Source organism: Gilliamella sp. ESL0443, from assembly GCF_019469165.1.
Classification (GTDB): Bacteria; Pseudomonadota; Gammaproteobacteria; order Enterobacterales; family Orbaceae; genus Gilliamella; species Gilliamella apicola_E.
In genome coordinates, this window is the sequence record NZ_CP048263.1 from 1,380,406 (window position 1) to 1,399,727 (window position 19,322).

Here is a 19,322-nt window from a genome sequence, read left to right on the forward strand (position 1 = left end):
ACTAGTAAGTCAGGAACAGTTTATGGAAAGATGTTTGCGTTTATATAAACAAGATTATTTTATTTCAAAGATGAATACTGTTACTGTCGAAAAACGTGATCATCAACACCCTTTTCCTTTACATGATCACGATTTTTATGAAATTGTGATTGTTTGTTCAGGTAATGGTTTGCATTATTGGAATGATTATATTTATCCAATTACCAGTGGGGATATTTTATATATTAATCCTAACGATGTGCATGGTTATGAGTCAGTTAATGATTTAAAATTGGATAATATTTTATATTTGAGAGAGTCACTTTTTTTATTATCGACTATCGAGTCTTATTTACCTAAAGTGACAGCCAAACATAATGAGCGTTCTTGGCGAATTCAACCTTCATACCTTAAACTTTTATCGCCTCTTATCGAAAAATTAGCTATTGAATCAAAGAAAAATAATTTAGCCTCCGTGCATTTATCTGAGGCACTATTTTTGCAATTAGTTATTTTGTTAGACCGGATAAAACAGGCACCCAAGGTAACGGAGCCGACTGCGACTCATCAGTTAGATTTATTGTTTACCGCGCTTCATAATAGTATTGCAACGCCATTTAATGTTGATGTTTTTTGCAAGGAAAATCATATTGCAAGCCGTTCACTTAGTCGTTTATTTAAAAGCCAAACAGGGATGACCATTAGTGGTTATTTACAAAAAAGGCGATTATGTGATGCCATGTCTTTACTTCGTAATACTAACTATTCGATTAGTATGATTGCTGCTGAGTGTGGTTACGATGATAGTAACTATTTTTCCTCAGTGTTTAAAAAGCAAACCAATCAAACGCCTTCAGAGTACCGGGCTAAATTTAATGATAAGAAGTGCTAGGTGAAGGTAGATTAAAAATATATTCAATTTACTCTCTTTTAGGCTTTAAAAGAGAGTAATGTTTTATTCTAAATAAAAGACTTCTGCTAATGATTCACTAATTGGGCTGTTGTCTGGGTTGCTTGGCATGATATCTTTCATAAACGCCCACCATTTTTGACAAGCTGCTGTTTTAGCTACTGCATCCCATCGCTCTTCTGATTCGATTTCAACATAAGCAAAAAGTAGATTTCTTTTGCTGTCTAAAAATATTGAGTAATTGTGAGCGCCATGGGCTTTTAGTTCTTTTACCAGCTCGGGAAAGATTTCGTCATGCCGTTTTTTATATTCAGCATGTTTGTCAGGATGAACCTGCATTATGCTTGCTTTTCTTATCATAATTGCTCCTTTTTAATGAAAAGGTTAAATTTGCATTTAACCTATTTCATTATCACGTGTACATTCAATTTTTATTGGTAAATAGAATGATATAGTTGCTCAATTTCTTTTACGTTAGTGTCACGCGGATTGCCTCCGGTACAAACATCATCAAAAGCAGCTTGAGCTAACGCAGGGATATCCTCAAGTTTTACGCCAATATCTTTTAATGTAGGAGGGATACCAACATCTACGTTAAGTTGTTTAACAGCATCGACAGCAGCTTTTCTTGCTTGTTCGATCGTCATTTGTTCTGTTTTAGCCACTCCCATCGCTTTAGCAATATCACGATATTTTTCACCAGTAAATTCGGCATTGTAAGCCATGATATGAGGTAAAAGTACCGCATTAGCTACACCGTGAGGCGTTCCATAAAATGCTCCAAGTGGGTGAGCCATTCCGTGAACTAAACCTAATCCCACATTTGAAAAGCCCATGCCAGCAATATATTGGCCTAATGCCATGTCTTGAGAACCTTTTGCAATCCCTTTTACTGAGTCACGTAATGAACGAGATATGACTTCTATTGCTTTAAGATGGAACATGTCTGATAGTTCCCAAGCGCCTTTGGTTATATAACCTTCAATGGCGTGAGTTAAGGCATCAACACCTGTTGCTGCTTTTAAACTCGCTGGCATACTTGTCATCATATCGGAATCTATGATTGCGACAACGGGAATATCGTGAGGGTCAACGCAGACAAATTTACGTTTTTTCTCTTCATCGGTAATGACGTAGTTAATGGTCACTTCAGCTGCTGTACCTGCTGTTGTAGGAATAGCGATTGTGGGTACTGCTGGTTTTTTCGTTGGCGCTACCCCTTCAAGACTACGAACATCAGAAAATTCTGGATTGTTGATAATAATACCGATCGCTTTTGCGGTATCTTGTGGTGAGCCACCACCAATTGCAATTAGGTAGTCGGCACCCGATTGTTTGAAGACTTCAACCCCTTTTTGAACAATACCAATAGTTGGATTTGGCATGACTTCATCAAATATTTGATAAGCAAAGCCATTGTCATCTAATAGTTTTGTTACTTTAGTTGCTACTTTGAATTTAATTAAATCTTTGTCAGTAACCACTAATGCTTTTTTAAAACCCCGTTTTTTTACTTCATCTACGATGTGGCTGATTGAACCAGCGCCAAAGTAAGATGTTTCATTTAGAATCATTCTATAAGCCATAATGTTTTCCTTTTAATTCGTCATGCCTAAACCAACAATGTTCGCTGCAAAAATGATAACTAAGCAGCCAATACAAAGTATTCGTACTGGTTTTTTGCCAGTACCAAACCACTCTTTTAGTGCTAATCCAACAATACCACCACAAAGTACATAGAAACTCATATGTAACATCCAACTCATGAAACCATATTCAGTTGGAATATTTGCATGCCCCCAAGCATAGAAGAAGAATTGGAAATACCACATTGCGCCACCTAAAATGGCAAATAGTATGTTGCTAATAAGTAGGGATTTGGCAACTGAGATATCTTTTTTAAATGAAAGTTCTTTTTTAGCGCAGAGTCGACTAATACAGAAACCTAGATTAATAATTGCACCACCACCCATAATAATGACATAGCTTGGGAGAGCTACGTATAGATGGTCTACGCCAAGTTCGGCAGCTTTTTCGTGCATTGGTACTGCTGCACTCATGGCAAATGACATACCAGCAGAGAAGATACCACACATGATGGCAAGAAGAAGTCCTTTCTTTAAATTAAAATCTTCAACTTGTACTCCGAGTGTTTTTTCTTTCAATAAACCCGCATAAGTTACGATAGCGACACCAATAACAGCAACAACGACACCTAATAATGTCATTTTTCCGCCAGTTGAAGCCAATAATTCACCAAATTTACCTTGTAGTATTGGCGTCATTAGCGTACCAACGATTAAGGTTATGCCAATCGCAATACCTATGCCCATCGACATGCCTAAATAACGCATTGTTAGTCCGTAACCAATGTTACCTACTCCCCACATGGCGCCAAATAAGAAAACTGGAATTAATATATCTGAACTAAACGATCCGTAATAAGACCAAAAGTCAGGCAATAAGAAGTAACTAATTGACCATGGCAATATGATCCATGAAAATAGTCCGGCTATTGACCACATGGTTTCCCATGACCAATTTTTTACTTTTTTAAGTGGTGCGTAAAAACACGCGGCAGAAGCGGCACCAACAAAGTGCCAAAATATGCCTAAAATAATTGAACTACCCATATATTTATCCTTATATTTTTGAAATATAATTTGATATTTTTTATTAGTAGCTTTTACTGTTTTAATGCTTCTTCCATTGGGTTCACATCAAAACGCTCAGCTAATAATCTGAACTCTTCCGTGGATATGGTTTGACGTTTTCCTCCCATTGATAGGACTTTTACAAGAACTTCTGCTGATTTTTCAGCTGTATCAATCAAGCCGAAAGCTTCATCTAACGTTGGTCCTGTTCCAAATACACCATGGAAAGCCCATAACACTAAACTATGTTTTGCCATCTGTTTTGCTGTGGCATAACCAATTTCGTCTTTTCCTGGAACCATCCAAGGAACGACACCAACACCATCTGGAAATACAACTAAACATTCGGTACTCATTTCCCACAACAATCGCGTTATTACCGCAGTATCAAGTTCTAGGACATAAGTTAATGCAATTAAATTGGTCGCATGACAGTGCATGATCACGCGGTCTTTTCCTTGGCTTTGTTCGATTCTTACAATATGTGATTGCAGATGAGCAGCGAGTTCAGAAGTCGGTAATCCACCATTTATTAATCCCCACATGATGTAATAACCCTTGCCTTGTTCATCAATTTTGACAATGGCTAACGTATCAGCAGGATCTAAAATGACATTGCGGAAAAACTTACCTGATCCTGTGACAATAAAGTACTGGTTAGCAAGTTTAGTCACATCTTGTGTTAACGATACGTGACGGGGATTTTTATAAAAGTCACTTTGAAAAGAGACCACATCACTTTCAAGTAATCTTAAGCTAACATTACCACCATTACGCTCATCCCATCCTTTTAACCACATATCGTAAGTGGCTTTGATCATCCCTTTTACAAACCAAGAAGAAAGAATCTGTTGCATTTTGTTTTCCTTATGATCGTTTAGTTAAAACTGTTGTTTCATATTGACGAACTTCATCTAACCATCGGCTACCAACTGGGACGTCATTCAATAAACAGTACTGATCCCAAACTGCTTGCCAAGGTAATGATTTTTGTTCTTCGAGTAATGCTAGTCGTGAAGTAAAGTCACGATCGTGTTCATATTTTTTTAATTGTTCGGTAGGTTCTAATAGTGCTTTTAACAAGCATTTTTTCATGTTGCGAGTGCCAATTACCCAAGCGGCAATACGGTTTATAGAGGCATCAAAGAAATCTAAACCAATATGTACGCGGTCAAATAGTTTGTTTCGAATGATTTCGCTCGCGATATTTTGAGTTTCATCATCAAAGAGCACTACGTGATCACTATCCCAACGCACTGGACGGCTAACATGTAGTAAGAGATGTTCAACAAAAGGCATTACGGCAGAAATTTTGTCTGAAATGACTTCAGTTGGATGGAAATGTCCAGCATCTAAACATAGTGCAGTTTTACGTGATGTAGCATAAGCGAGATAGAATTCATTTGATCCAGCAGTATAAGATTCAAGACCAATACCGAACAATTTACTTTCGACTGCATCAATGTGATATTTTTGATCAATCTTTTCTCGAATAATTTCATCCAATGATTCAACTAAATGTTGTCTTGGTGCAAATTTATCGACAGTAATGTCTTTCATTCCATCTGGTAGCCAGATATTCATGACTGATGGTGTACCTAATTCTTTACCAAAATATTCTGATACTTTACGACAAGCTTTTCCATGATCTATCCAAAATTGACGAATTTCTGGATTAACATGAGTAAGAGTGCCTTCGTTACTTAAAGGGTGTGAAAAATATGTTGGATTGAAATCTAGACCAATCTGATGTTTTTTAGCCCATTTGACCCAATTGGCAAAGTGTTCTGGTTTGACTTCATTACGATCGACTTTTTGATCTGATTCTAAATAAGAAGCATGTAGATTTAATCGTTTTGGTCCTGGTATAAGGCTAAAGGCTTTATCTAAATCTGATCTTAATTCATCTGCATTACGAGCTTTACCCGGATAATTACCTGTCGCTTGTATACCACCAGTTAATTCACCTTCTTGCTTTTCAAAACCAGCAACATCATCGCCTTGCCAGCAATGTACAGAAATCGGTAATTTTGCCATTGCTGCTATAGCAGCATCTGTATCCACACCGATTTCAGCAAATCTTGCTTTAGCGATCTGATAGGCATTTTCAATTGCGCTCATGAAATACTCCTTAATAAATATAAAATTTTTCTATAATTGGTTAATTACTTTTGGGTTGATAATATTTAGTGTCAAAATTCTGTGAAATGAGTTGTCTTAATGCGTTAACATCAGCAATTTCACCTAATGAAATTAACTGGTAACCCACATTGCCTAAGGCTGATGATTCAATGGGACCTGCGGTAACATTGACATTGCATAAGTCAGCACATAACTGGTTTAAAAAAGCATTTTGGCAACCACCACCGACAATATGTAATGTGTTAATTGGTTTACCACTTAGCATCGATAATTCGTTTAATACATCTCGATATAGATGTGCTAGGCTGTCAAAAATACATCTCACCAATTGAGGGAGATTTTTAGGAGCCTGACCAATGTTTTCTAAACATACCTGTTTGATGGTTTCTGTCATTTCATCAGGATTTAGAAACCTTGGATCATTAGGATTAATGAGAAAAGCAAAAGGTTGCTCTTGTTTTGCCAATGTGATTAATTGATTGATATCTTTGACTTCGTGTTCAGAACAAACGCGTTGGAATAACCATAATCCCATGATGTTTTTTAACACTCGATAATTACCATCAACACCACCTTCATTGGTAATATTCGCTTTTAACGCTTCTTTTCCTGTGAAAGGTTGTTTAGATTCCAATCCCATAAGTGACCAAGTACCTGAACATAAATAAGCACTATGTTGGTCCATTAATGGCGCAGCTATAACAGCACTGGCAGTATCATGGCTTGCAATTGCAATTACTGGAATACGATCGCCCTTTGCACTTTGCCAATATCCAACTTGGTTTCCGGGCATACAAATATCACCAAACCATTTACGTGGTATGCCTAGATAATCAAGTAGATCTTTGTCCCAAGTTTGAGTTGCAACATTAACAAGTTGGGTTGTGGTGGCATTGGTATATTCACGATTTAAAACACCGGTCAATCGATAAATCAGATAATCAGGAATCATCACAAAATCAGATGCTTGCGATAGCCAAGATGGTGATTCAAGCATCATAGCTTTGAGTTGATAGAGTGTATTGAAGGTTAAGAATTGAATTCCGGTTTTTTGATAAATATTTTCTGTTCCAATTTCATCTTGTACCTTTGACATGATATTGTCAGTACGATGATCGCGATAAGAGTATGTCGGTCCGACGATTTGGCCTTGCTTGTCAAGCAATACATAATCAACGCCCCATGTATCTATACCAATACTATCGAGTTTGATTCCTTGTTGAATAATTTTGTTTAATCCATTTAAGATTTCTTGTTCTAAATAGTTCAAATCCCAACAAAAATTTTTACCATCACTTTTATACCCATTACTGAATCGGTGGATTTCTGTTAATGTGATTTTTTGAGATTGATAACTCGACAACATAACTCGGCCACTAGATGCACCTAAATCAATTGCAGCAATATATCTATCTGCCATTATAACTTACCCTCAATTTTGCTAATGGGGATAGTCTAGAGAACTATTTTGATAGACACTTTTAATTGACTGCCATTGTTAGTGAAGTTTGGCAAAATTTTTAAAATTCTTGTGATCTTTGCCACAAAATATGAATTAAGTTGTGCTATTTATACTTTCAGAATAAATATTGATATAATGCATTATTTCGAAAATAATTTGAGAGCTATCTATGTTAAATCAGTTAAAAGCAATTATTCAGTATCTTCTTCCAAAACAATTATTAACTACCCTATTTGGTTGGTTAGCTAACAGACGTTTAGGAAAAGTCACTACATGGATGATTATCGGTTTTTGTAAATTATATAAAATCGATTTAAGTGAAGCTAAATTGACTGATGCTAAAGAGTACAAAACGTTCAATGACTTTTTCGCTCGTGAGCTAAAAGAAGATGCGCGAACAATCGATGATGCGGCAAATAGTATTGTAATGCCAGCAGATGGGGTAATTAGTCAATTTGGTAACATTCAAGATAATCTTCTTTTGCAAGCTAAAGGACATTTTTATTCTTTAGAATCCCTGCTTGCTTGTCATCCTGATATGATTAAGTTTTTTAAAAATGGATCTTTTGCAACTACTTATTTATCACCTAAAAACTACCATCGTTTTCATATGCCTTGTGATGGTATATTGCGTGAGATGATTTATGTTCCTGGCTCACTATTTTCAGTGAATAAAGCAACAACAGAAACTATTCCTAATATTTTTGCTCGAAATGAACGTGTAATTTGTCTATTTGAAACTGAATTTGGACCAATGGCACAAATTATGGTTGGGGCAACGATTGTAGGAAGTATTGAATTAAATTGGGAAGGCGTTATTACGCCTCCTCGTGACGGCATAATGAAACGTTGGACTTATTCTGGTCAGATTAAATTAGCGAAGGGTGAAGATATGGGTTGCTTTAAATTAGGTTCAACCGTTATTACGCTGTTTGCTTCAAATGCTGTTGAATTTGACAGCCATCTTAAACTTGGTGACGTTACTCGTGTAGGTCAAAAACTAGCTGAAAGGATCTAACTTTATGTTGATGCGTGGTTTTTTGGGTGGAATATTACTCCTTCTGTCTTGCTTTGCTTTTGCTGAAGAATCAATACCTAATATTGATAATGAAGATCAGCTTACCGAAGTTATTGCTAAGCTTAATGAAAAAAATGAAGATCTTCGTCAGAATATGGAGTATCAAAAAGCGCATTTAACCAGCATCATCAATGAACAAAATAATATTAATACCCAAATTTCCCATGTTCAAAATACGCTCGCAACCCTTGCTGAACAGGGCGAATGGTTAAGTTTTTCAACAGCATTAGGTGAAACCCTTCGCCAACAATTATTACGATTACCTGAAAAACCTAAATCACAACCCCTTGATGCTGAAATCGCAGAAGCCAAAGTTCAGCAACTCAATTATTCAAATACCTTAGCTAGGCTAGATAGTTACCCTACGTTACCAAGTAATTTGAATAATCTAAAATCAGCTAGTCAATATCGCCGTTTATTAAGAGAACAAAGTGAGCTCATCAAAACGTTGATTTCGGGTACTGATACCACGATTCTTGAACTAACTAAATTAAAAATATCGAATAAGCAACTAACCAATGCTATCGATGAGGTTAATGATGCTGCACACCGTTACTTTTTCTGGGTTGCTGACGTCAATCCCGTTTCATTAAGTTTTATTCTTGATTTAGCCAGAGATGTCGTTTATGTCACCGTTCAAATTGATACGCTGTCACAACTATATAATGCTGGTGTTGAAGTGCTTAGTGCGCCAAAACCACTGTTTTTCCTAGTATTATCTTTATTGTTTGTATTTGTACATTTCAAAATGCGAGGAAAATATAACGCTTTCTTAAATAAATCGGCGGCTCGGGTTGGTAAAGTCACCCAAGATAGTTATTCACTTACTTTGGAAGTGATTGTTTTGTCATTAATTATGGCATTGCCTGTTCCTATTTTATGGGCTGCTTTAGGTTATGCTCTTCAAATTAACTGGGATTATCCTGTAGCCGTTGCTCTAGGCTATGGCGTTAATGCAGCTGCTCCAATTTTGTGGGTGTTTATTATCACCGCGCATTTTGCGTCTCAAAATGGGCTATTTATTACTCATTTTGGATGGTCAAAGAAAAATGTCCGTCAAGCTATGAAATATTATCAACTGTCGGTTTGGGTGGTTATCCCTTTAGTAATGGTTGTAATGAGCTTTGATCAGTTTAACAATCGTCAATTTGCAGCAACTATCGGTCGTACCGCATTCATTATTCTCTGTTTTGCACTCGTATTTATGACTAATTCTATTCATCGCGCTGAAGTTCCACTTTATATCGATAAAAAAGGATCTGGCGATAATTTATTAAGTCATATTCTGTGGTTTGTGTTGTTGAGTGCACCATGGTTAGCCATTATTGCTGCTTGTTTAGGTTATTTATCGACAGCTGAAGTATTATTAGGACGGTTAGAAGCTTCGGTCATTATCTGGTTTGGCTTGTTAGTGGTCTATTTTATGATACGCCGTTGGATGTGGATACAAAAACGACGAATTGAATTTGAACGTACAAAACAACGTCGATTAGAACGTATGCAGCGCGCTAAAGGAATTGAAGAAGATCTCACCCCATTAAATGATAATATGGATGAACCTGTTATCGACTTAGATGTGATCAGTGCCCAATCATTACAACTAGTCAGGTCAATTATTATGCTAATTGCTTTAATTAGTATGATTTTACTTTGGTCTGAACTTCATTCCGCTTTTGCCTTTATGAATAATATCAAGCTATGGGGAACAAGTACCATTATTAATGGCAACGAAATTGAACAACATATTACCCTAGGTGCTGTCTGTATCGCGATCTTGGTTATGACCATTACTGTTCAGTTAGTAAAAAACTTACCGGCGCTGCTTGAGTTAGGCATTTTACAACATTTAGACCTCGCACCCGGCACTGGATATGCCATTTCAACCGTATCAAAATATATTATTTTGATGGTTGGTTGTATGATTGCTTTTTCATTTATCGGGATTGATTGGTCTAAGATTCAGTGGTTAATAGCGGCATTAGGTGTTGGTTTAGGATTTGGTTTACAAGAGATTTTTGCTAACTTTATTTCTGGCTTAATTATTCTGTTTGAAAAACCGGTGAGAATTGGCGATACCGTAACTATTCGTGATTTAACAGGTAACATTACCAAAATTAATACTCGTGCAATAACGATTGTTGATTGGGATCGTAAAGAAATTGTTATGCCAAATAAGGCTTTTATTACTGAACAATTGGTCAACTGGTCTTTATCTGACTCAATTACTCGTATTGTGTTAACTATACCCGCTACGATTGATGCCGATAGTGAACTGGTTATGAAGCTATTACAACAAGTTTCAGAGGAGTGTGAATTTGTTCTTAACGATCCTGAACCGCAAGTCTTTTTAGTGGATATTCAAGAAGGTATTCAATTATTTGAGCTACGTGTTTTTGCAGCTGAAATGGGGCATCGTATGAAATTACGTAGCTCAATACAAAAATTGATTCTTGAAGCTTATCGCCAACATAATTTGACATTGCCATTCCCACCTTTACAAACCAATTTAGAAGCGCTTGGTCGCAAAAGTGGGCGTCGTAGTTATACAATTGGTACTATTTAACCAAACAAGGTTTCTAACCATGGCACCCCAAATGCACCGGGTGCCAATAAAACAAATGCCCAGATTGGTGCTGAAGCAATATTGGCGATATTGAATTTTGCTGCTGGCATATGCATTGTTCCTGCAATTAATGGAACGATTGCACGCAATGGCCCAAAGAATCGACCAATAAACACGCCGAAAGTACCGTATCGCTGGAAAAATTGTTCAGCACGAAATATCATTTTTGGGTATTTATTTAAAGGCCATGAAGAGATTACCTGTTGGTGATAATGTTTACCTAACCAATAAGAGATGAAATCCCCTACAATGGCACCTAATGATGCCGATATCAAAACAGGAACAAATGAGATCACCCCTGTTCCCACTAATGCTCCTGCACCTAATAAAATTGCTGTAGCAGGTACCAGCAATGAAATAATCGCTAATGACTCGCCAAACGCTAATATGAAAATAATTGGCAATGCCCAAATTTGATGATGCTCAATAAATTGCATAATAGTATGCGTAATCTCATTTAATGACATAATTTTTTAGCTTCTATTTTTTTAGAATAACTCATTTTAACACAACAAAAGCAGTATAGTTCGACTAATCATTGGTAGAAACTAACAAAAGTAATAAGTTAAATGACAGGCTTTTTATTGATATCAACCTCAGTTATTATAATTGGAATTAAATTGCTAATAATGATGAGACATACCATGACAGTAGGCATTGAAAAATGTAATGTGAATAAATTTAAACAAGGTCAATTACAACCATTGCAAGAAGATACTGTCGCAATTGAAAAACCTGTTGCGCTTATTTATAACGGTATTTCTCACGTGGTAATGATGGCAACACCCAAAGATCTTAATTATTTTGCTATTGGCTTTTCATTAACAGAAAAAATCATCGAGTCTGTTGATGAAATTTATGGTATTGAGATCATCGATACTAAGCAAGGCATTGAAGTCCATATTGAGCTATCTTCACGACGTTTTATGCAATTAAAAGAAAAACGTCGAAATTTAACTGGTAGAAGTGGCTGTGGAATTTGTGGTACCGAACAGATAGAGCAAGTTTGCCAGTTTATTCCCCCCCTTTCTTTAAACGATAAAATTCATCTTTCTGATTTTGAACAGTCCCTTAATTATCTGAAGAAGGTTCAAACTGTGGGCAGCCAAACTGGTTGTACCCATGCTGCGGTATGGTTAGATTTAAACGGTAATTTTATTGTTGGATTTGAAGATGTGGGTAGGCATGTCGCTTTAGATAAACTATTAGGCTATCGTGCCACATTTCTACGAAAACATAATGAAAATTTAAAAGGGGTAATTCTTGTTTCAAGTCGGGCAAGTTATGAAATGGTACAAAAAACAGCCCGTTGTGGAGTCGAGATCCTCTTTGCCGTTTCAGCAGCAACTTCTATGGCGATTGAACAAGCTAAACAGTGTCAGTTAACATTAGTTGGATTTTTTAGAGATACTCAAGGTGTTATTTATTCGACTAAAGAACGTATTCTCAAATAATATGCAGTTTTTATTTAAATTAATTAAAAATTAATCGATATTAATTATCATAATAAAAACAATATATTAACTTTTTTATACGAAGATATCTCATCCCACGTCTTTCTTTATTGGTCGAAGACCATCATAATATACGCTAAAAATAAAAATGACTTTGTTTTTATTATAGATTACGTGAACTTTTTCTATTTATGATTTTGATCACACAGTTTTATCAATTAAGTATCTACTAAAATTTGAAAGGATAGTGTTATGCATCAAACAGCAGATATTCAACAAGCAGTTAACTATATTCAACAACACACAGACAAAAAACCAACAATCGGGATTATACTTGGATCGGGTTTAGGTCCTTTTGCCGAGACTCTTGAAGATGCCGTCCATATTCCTTATGACAATATCCCTCACTTTGCTAAATCTGCTGCTGTTGGCCATGCAAATGAATTAGTGATTGGTAAATGCGGTGATAAGACTGTTGTCGCAATGAAAGGCCGTTTTCATTACTATGAAGGTTTTTCATTAGATCAAGTTACCTTCCCTGTGCGTGTAATGAAAATGCTAGGCGTTGAAAAACTAATCATTACCAATGCTTGTGGCGCAGTCAATACTAGCTTTAAGCCAGGGGATTTAATGATAATCACTGATCATATTAACTTAACCGCTAATAATCCATTAATGGGGCAAAATAATCCTGAATTAGGGGTTCGCTTTTTGGACGTAAGCGAAGTTTATAATAAGCAATTAAGAGCAACAGTTAGCGAAATAGCCAAGGAACTAAATATCACATTACAACAAGGTGTTTATGCTTGGTGGACAGGCCCTACTTATGAAACCCCAGCAGAAATCAGAATGATCCGTACGCTTGGTGCTGATGCGGTTGGTATGTCTACGGTTCCTGAAGCAATTATTGCTCATCACTCTGGCATTAAAACTATCGGTATTTCATGTTTAACTAATATGGCTTGTGGCATTTTAGATCAACCTTTAGGGCATGAAGAAGTGATTGAAACAGCTGAACGCGTTAAATCAACTTTCTTACAATTGATAACTAAAACAATTGCGCGTTTTTAATTTGTATAATTTCACATCAGCAGTTCACTTTATTTTGGATATAAATAATGAACATGAAGCATAGATTACAAGTAATGATGTTTTTCCAATATTTTATTTGGGGAAGCTGGTTGACAACTTTTGGTATTTATTTAATCAATACGTTGCATTTCTCTGGTGCAGAAGTCGGTCTGGTTTATAGCACTAAAGGCTTTGCGGCATTATTTATGCCGTTTATTATTGGAATAATTGCGGATAAATTTATTCCACCAAAATACTTATTTATGCTTTGCCATACTGTTTGTGCTATTGCACTATTTTATGCGGCAACCGCAACAACACCAATTCAACTTTATTGGTTGATGCTTATCAATGCAATGGCTTTTATGCCAACAATTGCATTATCTAATTCAATTAGTTATCACTGTTTAGATAAAAGCAATTTAGACTCTATTACTGTTTTTCCAAAAATTCGTGTTTTTGGGACAATAGGCTTTATTATTGCTATGTGGACAATCAGTTTACTAAAATTCGATATTAGTAATGCACAACTCTATATTGCTTGTGGTGCGTCTGTGATTTTGGTCATCTACAGTGCGACTTTACCTGATATTAAAGTCATCGCTAATCAACAACAATCATGGATTTCACGCCTTGGCTTAGATGCGTTTGTATTATTGAAAAACCCTGTAATGTCGATATTTTTTCTCTTTTCGATGCTATTAGGGGCTATATTACAAATCACCAACACCTTCGGCGGAGCATTTTTGAAAGATTTTGGTAGAATCCCAGAATTTCAAGATAGCGTGATTGTACAACATCCAGCAATATTATTATCAGTGTCACAAATGGCTGAAGTTGCCTTCATTTTGACGATCCCATTTTTTCTCAAGAAATTTGGAATCAAAAAAGTCATAATAATCAGCTTAATCGCTTGGACACTTAGATTTGGCTTTTTTGCCTATGGTGATCCTACGCCATTTGGTTTTGTATTATTGATGTTATCAATGATTGTATATGGTTGTGCTTTTGACTTCTTTAATATTTCAGGCTCTATCTTTATTGAGAAAGAAGTTAACTCTAATATACGTGCGAGTGCCCAAGGGCTATTTATGACGATGGTTAATGGTATTGGTGCGATTATAGGTTCTTTCATCAGTGGTTTTGTCGTTGATATCAATACTCATGATGGATTAAAAGATTGGCACTCAATATGGTTAATTTTTGCGGCTTACGCATTAATTTTAGGTTTTGTTTTTTATTTTACCTTTAATTATAAACAATCTGCGAAGTAACATCTTATCAATATAAATAAGGGATACATCGTCCCTTATTTATCCTCTGTTTTTTTTGAGTATTACCATACCGTAAAAAATAGTGACATAAAGCCGCAAGATATAGCTTGTTGGCTATGATTGTTTTATGCGCCAATTATTGGCGATAAATATAGTTTTAAAAGTAATGAGATTTTAGTATGAAAGAAAAATTTTTTGGTGGTTTATTAGTTTTTTTAGGTGCATGTAGTTTTGGCGTTCTCTCTTCTATTGTAAAAACCGCTTATCAATCAGGTTATACCCTAGGACAAGTTACTGGTGTTCAATGTTTTTTAGGTATGTTGATATTATGGGGGATCCATCTGATTGTAAAAACGCTCAAACAACCAAAGATTAAAAATAAAAAAACATTAACCCCAAAATGGAAAGTATGTGCAGTAGGTATATTTCCCGGATTAGTGGGTATTTGCTATTATCAATGTGTACAGTTGGTGCCAGCATCAATTGCGATTATTTTGCTTATGCAATACTTATGGATTAGTGTCATTATTGATTTTGTTATTTTTAAAAATAAACCTTCACCACTTCAATTAGTCACAGTCGTTATCATAATTGTTGGTAGTTGTTTTGCTGCGGGTCTTTTTAATCAAGCTATTGAATTAAATTTAACAGGTTGTTTATTTGGTTTTCTAGCAGCGCTTATGTATTCGCTTTTTATTACAACTAGTAGCAATATCGGCAATGAATTACCAAAATTAGAGAAAAGTGCCTTGATGATAACCGGTGCTTGTATTGTGACTTTCTGTATTTTTCCGCCACTATTTTTCTTTGAACTCAGTATTGACGATAAAATTTATCAACTCGGATTTTTATTGGCCTTATTAGGCACAGTCTTACCCCCTTTTCTATTTTCAGTCGGTATGCCTAAAATCGGTATTTCGCTTAGTGCTATTTTATCCGCTGCAGAACTACCTGTTGCAGTAACCTGTTCTTATTTTTATTTAAAAGAATCGGTCTATTTGAATCAATGGATTGGAGTAGTGATTATTTTGTTTGCAATCGCCTTACCAAATCTAAAACATTTAAAGAAATAATATTCAACAAATTAAGTGTGGTTATCCACACTTAATTATCTTCAAACAGGTTTTGTACTTAACTTTTTAACCAATAGTCTAAATATTCTTTACAGGATTCTTTTGTTACTCACAAATATTATAACGTTAAGCATAGGCTGTTTTTATCTATCGTGGAGATACAATAAGTTGCCCGGATCCCCACTATTTTATCCTGAAGAATATTTGACGTGATAACAATTAGTATATTGTAATGATTCTGAGCTCAAAATCGCTCGAGTGAAAAGAGCAAAAAAAATAATCAGAATGCCAATAATATTTTTCACCGTTATTCTGCCCATTAAAATAATGAAATGTTTAAATAATCTCGCTAAATTAAATTAACAATATATCATTTATCAAATACTGGACAAAAATATAAAAAAATACTAGTATTTAATAACCTGAAAAACAGTAATGTTATTGATAAAATAGTTTATGTTTTTTAAGGTATTTTTTACATCTTTAAAATAAAGTCTTTACCGAGGTTGATACATTTTGTTATTTAGTTTATTTAGTTAAATAAAGTAGAAATGAAGTAATATTATCTTTTGGTATTTAAAAATTTATTGATCGTCCCAATATAAAGTAATATATTTTTATCTGAAAAATATTTTGCATCACCAAGAGTTAATTATTTTCTAAAAATATTTTCTAGTAGAGTAATAACGAAAGAGTTTAAGTCCGATATACGATAAATTAGTAGTTGAGTTTATCCCTTTTATTGCAAACATTTTCAAGAAGATTTGATACTTCTTAAATGGACTTATATCAACCAATGATTGGATTGAGGTATCAATATGCCCCCTAATCTATATTCTAAGACAAATATTTTATCAAGATGAATAGCTTGACTGAGTGATAAATGTTTAGTTGTAAGAAGTCTTATTTATTTTAATCCAGATAGAGTTTATTTAGTTAATCTTTGATTTGTAGATCATAATTGGTATTTTTTTAATTAGTTTTTTCAAAATATTATGGAGGGTACTGAAAAAATAGCCGGTTTAAATAAGCTAGTAATTAGTCTGATAGGCTTATCGTAATCGTATGGTCTTTTTTGTAAAAAAACCACAAGTTTTAATAGTCAGTAGTAAATAGCAGTATTTTAAAAATCTTAATTGATTTTTATTTATAAACATAAAGTTATACAGATATACCTTGGCAATGAGTGTTTATTATCAAATTTATTGTTCTATTTTTACCCTGAATTAAAAAGGAAGTTACAGAATGAAGACATATAAAAAGCCATTATTTACCTTAGTGCACAGTAATGATGCTATTCCTGAACACAAAACTTTAGCTTATTTAGATTCAACATTAAATGATTATACCGATCACATCGACGAAATTATTGGTTTACGTATCAAGGAGTTAAAACTACACCATTCTGAATACAGGGAACATCATAATGACACTAATAAGAAATCAGGTTTTTCATTTATTTTCCCTGAAATATTTGAATCAGAACACCATAAAAAACAGATTGGCATGTTAAAAGAAGAGATGTTAATTGCCAAAGAGTCCAATAAAGTTATGGAATTACTTAGTGATCGTTTAAAAGAATTTGCCAAATTTTACCCAGAAATACAACTTAATTTAAATAATGTTCAACTATTACCAACTAAATTTAAAGAGTACCTTTTTGCTCCACCTTTAGTCTTAACCGAAGATAATGCAATTATGCTTTGGGATGACTAGAAAAAACTTAACAATAATTAATAAGCTAAAAATCTACAGTAGTAACATACTGTAGATTTTTTTTATTTATAGTTTTTATATATTAACTATTAAATGCGCTTTCACCGTGACTGTTAATATCAAGTCCTTCACGTTCATATTCTTCTGAAACACGTAAACCAACTGTAATATCAGCGATTTTATAAGCAATGAAGGCAATAATTGCAGTCCAAATTACACAGGTAATCACACTCATTAATTGTATGCCAACTTGGCTAGCCATAGTAACACCTTCGGCAAAGCCTATACCACCCAGTGATTCGGAGGTAAATACTCCAGTTAATATACAGCCAACAATACCACACACGCCATGAACGCCAAATACGTCGCAAGTATCATCTACTTTTAAGACTCTTTTTAAAGATGATACGCCCCATACTCCTGCAAAACCACAAGCAAGCCCAATTAACATTGCTCCACCAACACCAACAAAGCCAGCAGCAGGTGTTACACCAACTAATCCAGCTATTACACCCGATGCAGCGCCTAAACATGATGGTTTGCCACGTAGTATCCATTCGGCAATGGTCCAGGCGAGTACGGCTGCAGCTGTTGCAGCTACGGTATTGATGAAGGCTAGTCCAGCGATTTCGTCAGCGTGTGTTGATGATCCTGCATTGAATCCAAACCAACCAATATATAATATTGCGGCCCCTAAATAAACATAAGGTAGGTTGAATGGTTTTAATGGTTCACGGTTATAGCCAATACGGCTTTTAAGCATATAAGCACCTAATAGACCGGCAACAGCTGCATTGATGTGCACAACGGTTCCGCCAGCGAAATCCAATGCACCTTCATCACCAAGGATACCACCACCCCATACCATATGTGCCATCGGAATATAGGAAAAAGTAAACCATAACACCATAAAGATAAGGACAGCTGAAAAACGGACTCTTTCAGCAAACGCACCTAAGATCAAACAACAAGTAATACAAGCAAATGAACCTTGGAATGCAATCCAAATTAGTTCGTAAATCGAACCTGAAATATCAGTAATACCAACATTAACCAATAAGAATTGCTCAAAATTGCCGAAAAACCAGTTACCTTCACCAAATGCTAATGAATACCCATAAGTAATCCATAATACAGCAATTAAAGAAAAGGTGACTAAAACTTGCGATAACATGGATAGCACATTTTTAGATCGTAATAATCCGCCATAAAAAAATGCGATACCAGGCACAGACATAAATAACACTAATGCAGTACAAATCATCATAAAACCATTATCGGCTTTATCCGCAATTTCCACTTCGTCGGCAAAGACTGGACTGGCTAAAACTAAACTTAAAGAGAGAATAATTTTCTTCAACATAATGATATCCTTATTGATAGTTATAGTGCTGACTCATCAGTCTCGCCGGTACGAATTCGAACTACATGTTCTAATGGCGTAACAAATATTTTGCCATCACCTATTTTTCCGGTATACGCAGCTTTTGTAATGGTGTTAATGACTTCATCGAGTAATTCATCGCTAATGGCTAACTCTATTTTTACTTTTGGTAAAAAGTTAACATTGTATTCAGCGCCTCGGTACAGTTCGGCGTGACCTTTTTGTCGACCAAAACCTTTAACTTCAGTAACAGTTAAACCAGTAACACCTATATTGGATAGTGATTCCCTAACCTCTTCTAATTTAAAAGGCTTAATAACTACAGTGACAAATTTCATCCATTACTCCTTATAACTATTAATCTTATTAAAGTTAATGCAAAGGGCGTGCCAAAAATTAAAAAGAGGGTGATTAATATTGTGAAATACTTAAAATGAGTAAGGGTTATTAGTTGCTATTTAAAAAAAGTTGAGGAACGGGGTTTTTGACGCTAAAAATAGCC

The 19,322-nt window shown here is 35.1% G+C and carries 16 protein-coding genes and 1 pseudogene; 8 read left to right on the forward strand and 9 right to left on the reverse strand.

What is annotated here, in order from left to right:
• Nucleotides 1-22 precede the first annotated feature (22 nt).
• A complete protein-coding gene (locus GYM76_RS06295) occupies nucleotides 23-871 on the forward strand; it encodes a helix-turn-helix domain-containing protein (RefSeq protein ID WP_220224931.1) in 849 nt (282 codons plus the stop codon).
• Nucleotides 872-934: 63 nt separating this feature from the next.
• On the opposite strand, the gene rhaM is transcribed toward GYM76_RS06295, so the two are convergent.
• From rhaM to rhaB, 6 genes are all read right to left on the reverse strand, one after another.
• Entirely contained in the window at nucleotides 935-1,249 is a 315-nt protein-coding gene (rhaM, locus tag GYM76_RS06300; protein WP_065562547.1) for an L-rhamnose mutarotase, read from the reverse strand.
• A gap of 71 nt (nucleotides 1,250-1,320) precedes the next feature.
• Nucleotides 1,321-2,475, reverse strand: coding sequence for a lactaldehyde reductase (gene fucO / locus GYM76_RS06305; protein WP_065562548.1), 1,155 nt, complete (start codon nucleotides 2,473-2,475; stop codon nucleotides 1,321-1,323).
• Between the two features lie 12 nt (nucleotides 2,476-2,487).
• Nucleotides 2,488-3,522: an L-rhamnose/proton symporter RhaT gene (gene rhaT / locus GYM76_RS06310; RefSeq protein ID WP_220224932.1), complete on the reverse strand. Its 1,035-nt coding sequence runs from the start codon at nucleotides 3,520-3,522 to the stop codon at nucleotides 2,488-2,490.
• A gap of 53 nt (nucleotides 3,523-3,575) precedes the next feature.
• Entirely contained in the window at nucleotides 3,576-4,400 is an 825-nt protein-coding gene (rhaD, locus tag GYM76_RS06315; protein ID WP_065562550.1) for a rhamnulose-1-phosphate aldolase, read from the reverse strand.
• 10 nt (nucleotides 4,401-4,410) lie between these two features.
• Nucleotides 4,411-5,664 (reverse strand): L-rhamnose isomerase, encoded by a 1,254-nt coding sequence (locus GYM76_RS06320; RefSeq protein WP_065734588.1) that lies wholly within the window; start codon nucleotides 5,662-5,664, stop codon nucleotides 4,411-4,413.
• 40 nt (nucleotides 5,665-5,704) lie between these two features.
• The gene (gene rhaB, locus GYM76_RS06325) at nucleotides 5,705-7,105 is read right to left on the reverse strand and encodes a rhamnulokinase (protein WP_220224933.1); all 1,401 of its coding nucleotides are present in this window, start codon (nucleotides 7,103-7,105) and stop codon (nucleotides 5,705-5,707) included.
• A gap of 211 nt (nucleotides 7,106-7,316) precedes the next feature.
• Between rhaB and asd the strand changes: the two are divergent.
• Together asd and mscM are read left to right on the forward strand one after the other, a co-directional pair.
• A pseudogene (asd, locus tag GYM76_RS06330) lies at nucleotides 7,317-8,162 on the forward strand (archaetidylserine decarboxylase); the annotation flags it as partial.
• A 7-nt stretch (nucleotides 8,163-8,169) separates the two neighbouring features.
• Complete coding sequence (mscM, locus tag GYM76_RS06335) at nucleotides 8,170-10,788, forward strand: miniconductance mechanosensitive channel MscM (RefSeq protein WP_220224934.1); 2,619 nt, start codon at nucleotides 8,170-8,172, stop codon at nucleotides 10,786-10,788.
• On the opposite strand, the gene GYM76_RS06340 is transcribed toward mscM, so the two are convergent.
• Nucleotides 10,785-11,315, reverse strand: a complete 531-nt coding sequence (locus GYM76_RS06340) for a DedA family protein (protein ID WP_065734591.1) — start codon at nucleotides 11,313-11,315, stop codon at nucleotides 10,785-10,787. The two genes, mscM and GYM76_RS06340, sit on opposite strands and share 4 nt — an antisense overlap.
• 177 nt (nucleotides 11,316-11,492) lie before the next feature.
• Between GYM76_RS06340 and fdhD the strand changes: the two genes are divergently transcribed.
• From fdhD to GYM76_RS06365, 5 genes are all read left to right on the forward strand, one after another.
• The gene (gene fdhD / locus GYM76_RS06345) at nucleotides 11,493-12,302 is read left to right on the forward strand and encodes a formate dehydrogenase accessory sulfurtransferase FdhD (protein WP_065734592.1); all 810 of its coding nucleotides are present in this window, start codon (nucleotides 11,493-11,495) and stop codon (nucleotides 12,300-12,302) included.
• Nucleotides 12,303-12,554: 252 nt separating this feature from the next.
• Nucleotides 12,555-13,373, forward strand: coding sequence for a purine-nucleoside phosphorylase (locus GYM76_RS06350; RefSeq protein ID WP_220224935.1), 819 nt, complete (start codon nucleotides 12,555-12,557; stop codon nucleotides 13,371-13,373).
• 47 nt (nucleotides 13,374-13,420) lie between these two features.
• Nucleotides 13,421-14,647 (forward strand): nucleoside permease, encoded by a 1,227-nt coding sequence (locus tag GYM76_RS06355; protein WP_220224936.1) that lies wholly within the window; start codon nucleotides 13,421-13,423, stop codon nucleotides 14,645-14,647.
• A 179-nt stretch (nucleotides 14,648-14,826) separates the two neighbouring features.
• Entirely contained in the window at nucleotides 14,827-15,720 is an 894-nt protein-coding gene (locus GYM76_RS06360; protein ID WP_220224937.1) for a DMT family transporter, read from the forward strand.
• A 1,245-nt stretch (nucleotides 15,721-16,965) separates the two neighbouring features.
• Complete coding sequence (locus GYM76_RS06365) at nucleotides 16,966-17,436, forward strand: hypothetical protein (RefSeq protein ID WP_065562560.1); 471 nt, start codon at nucleotides 16,966-16,968, stop codon at nucleotides 17,434-17,436.
• Nucleotides 17,437-17,518: 82 nt separating this feature from the next.
• On the opposite strand, the gene amtB is transcribed toward GYM76_RS06365, so the two are convergent.
• Nucleotides 17,519-18,799, reverse strand: a complete 1,281-nt coding sequence (gene amtB / locus GYM76_RS06370) for an ammonium transporter AmtB (protein WP_065734595.1) — start codon at nucleotides 18,797-18,799, stop codon at nucleotides 17,519-17,521.
• 20 nt (nucleotides 18,800-18,819) lie between these two features.
• Nucleotides 18,820-19,158, reverse strand: coding sequence for a P-II family nitrogen regulator (gene glnK / locus GYM76_RS06375; RefSeq protein ID WP_065562562.1), 339 nt, complete (start codon nucleotides 19,156-19,158; stop codon nucleotides 18,820-18,822).
• Nucleotides 19,159-19,322: the final 164 nt, after the last annotated feature.

Coding starts and splice junctions, on each gene's coding strand:
- GYM76_RS06295 (WP_220224931.1), top strand. CDS start 23: ATGGAAAGATGTTTGCGTTTATATAAACAAGATTATTTTATTTCAAAG.
- rhaM (WP_065562547.1), bottom strand. CDS start 1,249: ATGATAAGAAAAGCAAGCATAATGCAGGTTCATCCTGACAAACATGCT.
- fucO (WP_065562548.1), bottom strand. CDS start 2,475: ATGGCTTATAGAATGATTCTAAATGAAACATCTTACTTTGGCGCTGGT.
- rhaT (WP_220224932.1), bottom strand. CDS start 3,522: ATGGGTAGTTCAATTATTTTAGGCATATTTTGGCACTTTGTTGGTGCC.
- rhaD (WP_065562550.1), bottom strand. CDS start 4,400: ATGCAACAGATTCTTTCTTCTTGGTTTGTAAAAGGGATGATCAAAGCC.
- GYM76_RS06320 (WP_065734588.1), bottom strand. CDS start 5,664: ATGAGCGCAATTGAAAATGCCTATCAGATCGCTAAAGCAAGATTTGCT.
- rhaB (WP_220224933.1), bottom strand. CDS start 7,105: ATGGCAGATAGATATATTGCTGCAATTGATTTAGGTGCATCTAGTGGC.
- mscM (WP_220224934.1), top strand. CDS start 8,170: ATGTTGATGCGTGGTTTTTTGGGTGGAATATTACTCCTTCTGTCTTGC.
- GYM76_RS06340 (WP_065734591.1), bottom strand. CDS start 11,315: ATGTCATTAAATGAGATTACGCATACTATTATGCAATTTATTGAGCAT.
- fdhD (WP_065734592.1), top strand. CDS start 11,493: ATGACAGTAGGCATTGAAAAATGTAATGTGAATAAATTTAAACAAGGT.
- GYM76_RS06350 (WP_220224935.1), top strand. CDS start 12,555: ATGCATCAAACAGCAGATATTCAACAAGCAGTTAACTATATTCAACAA.
- GYM76_RS06355 (WP_220224936.1), top strand. CDS start 13,421: ATGAACATGAAGCATAGATTACAAGTAATGATGTTTTTCCAATATTTT.
- GYM76_RS06360 (WP_220224937.1), top strand. CDS start 14,827: ATGAAAGAAAAATTTTTTGGTGGTTTATTAGTTTTTTTAGGTGCATGT.
- GYM76_RS06365 (WP_065562560.1), top strand. CDS start 16,966: ATGAAGACATATAAAAAGCCATTATTTACCTTAGTGCACAGTAATGAT.
- amtB (WP_065734595.1), bottom strand. CDS start 18,799: ATGTTGAAGAAAATTATTCTCTCTTTAAGTTTAGTTTTAGCCAGTCCA.
- glnK (WP_065562562.1), bottom strand. CDS start 19,158: ATGAAATTTGTCACTGTAGTTATTAAGCCTTTTAAATTAGAAGAGGTT.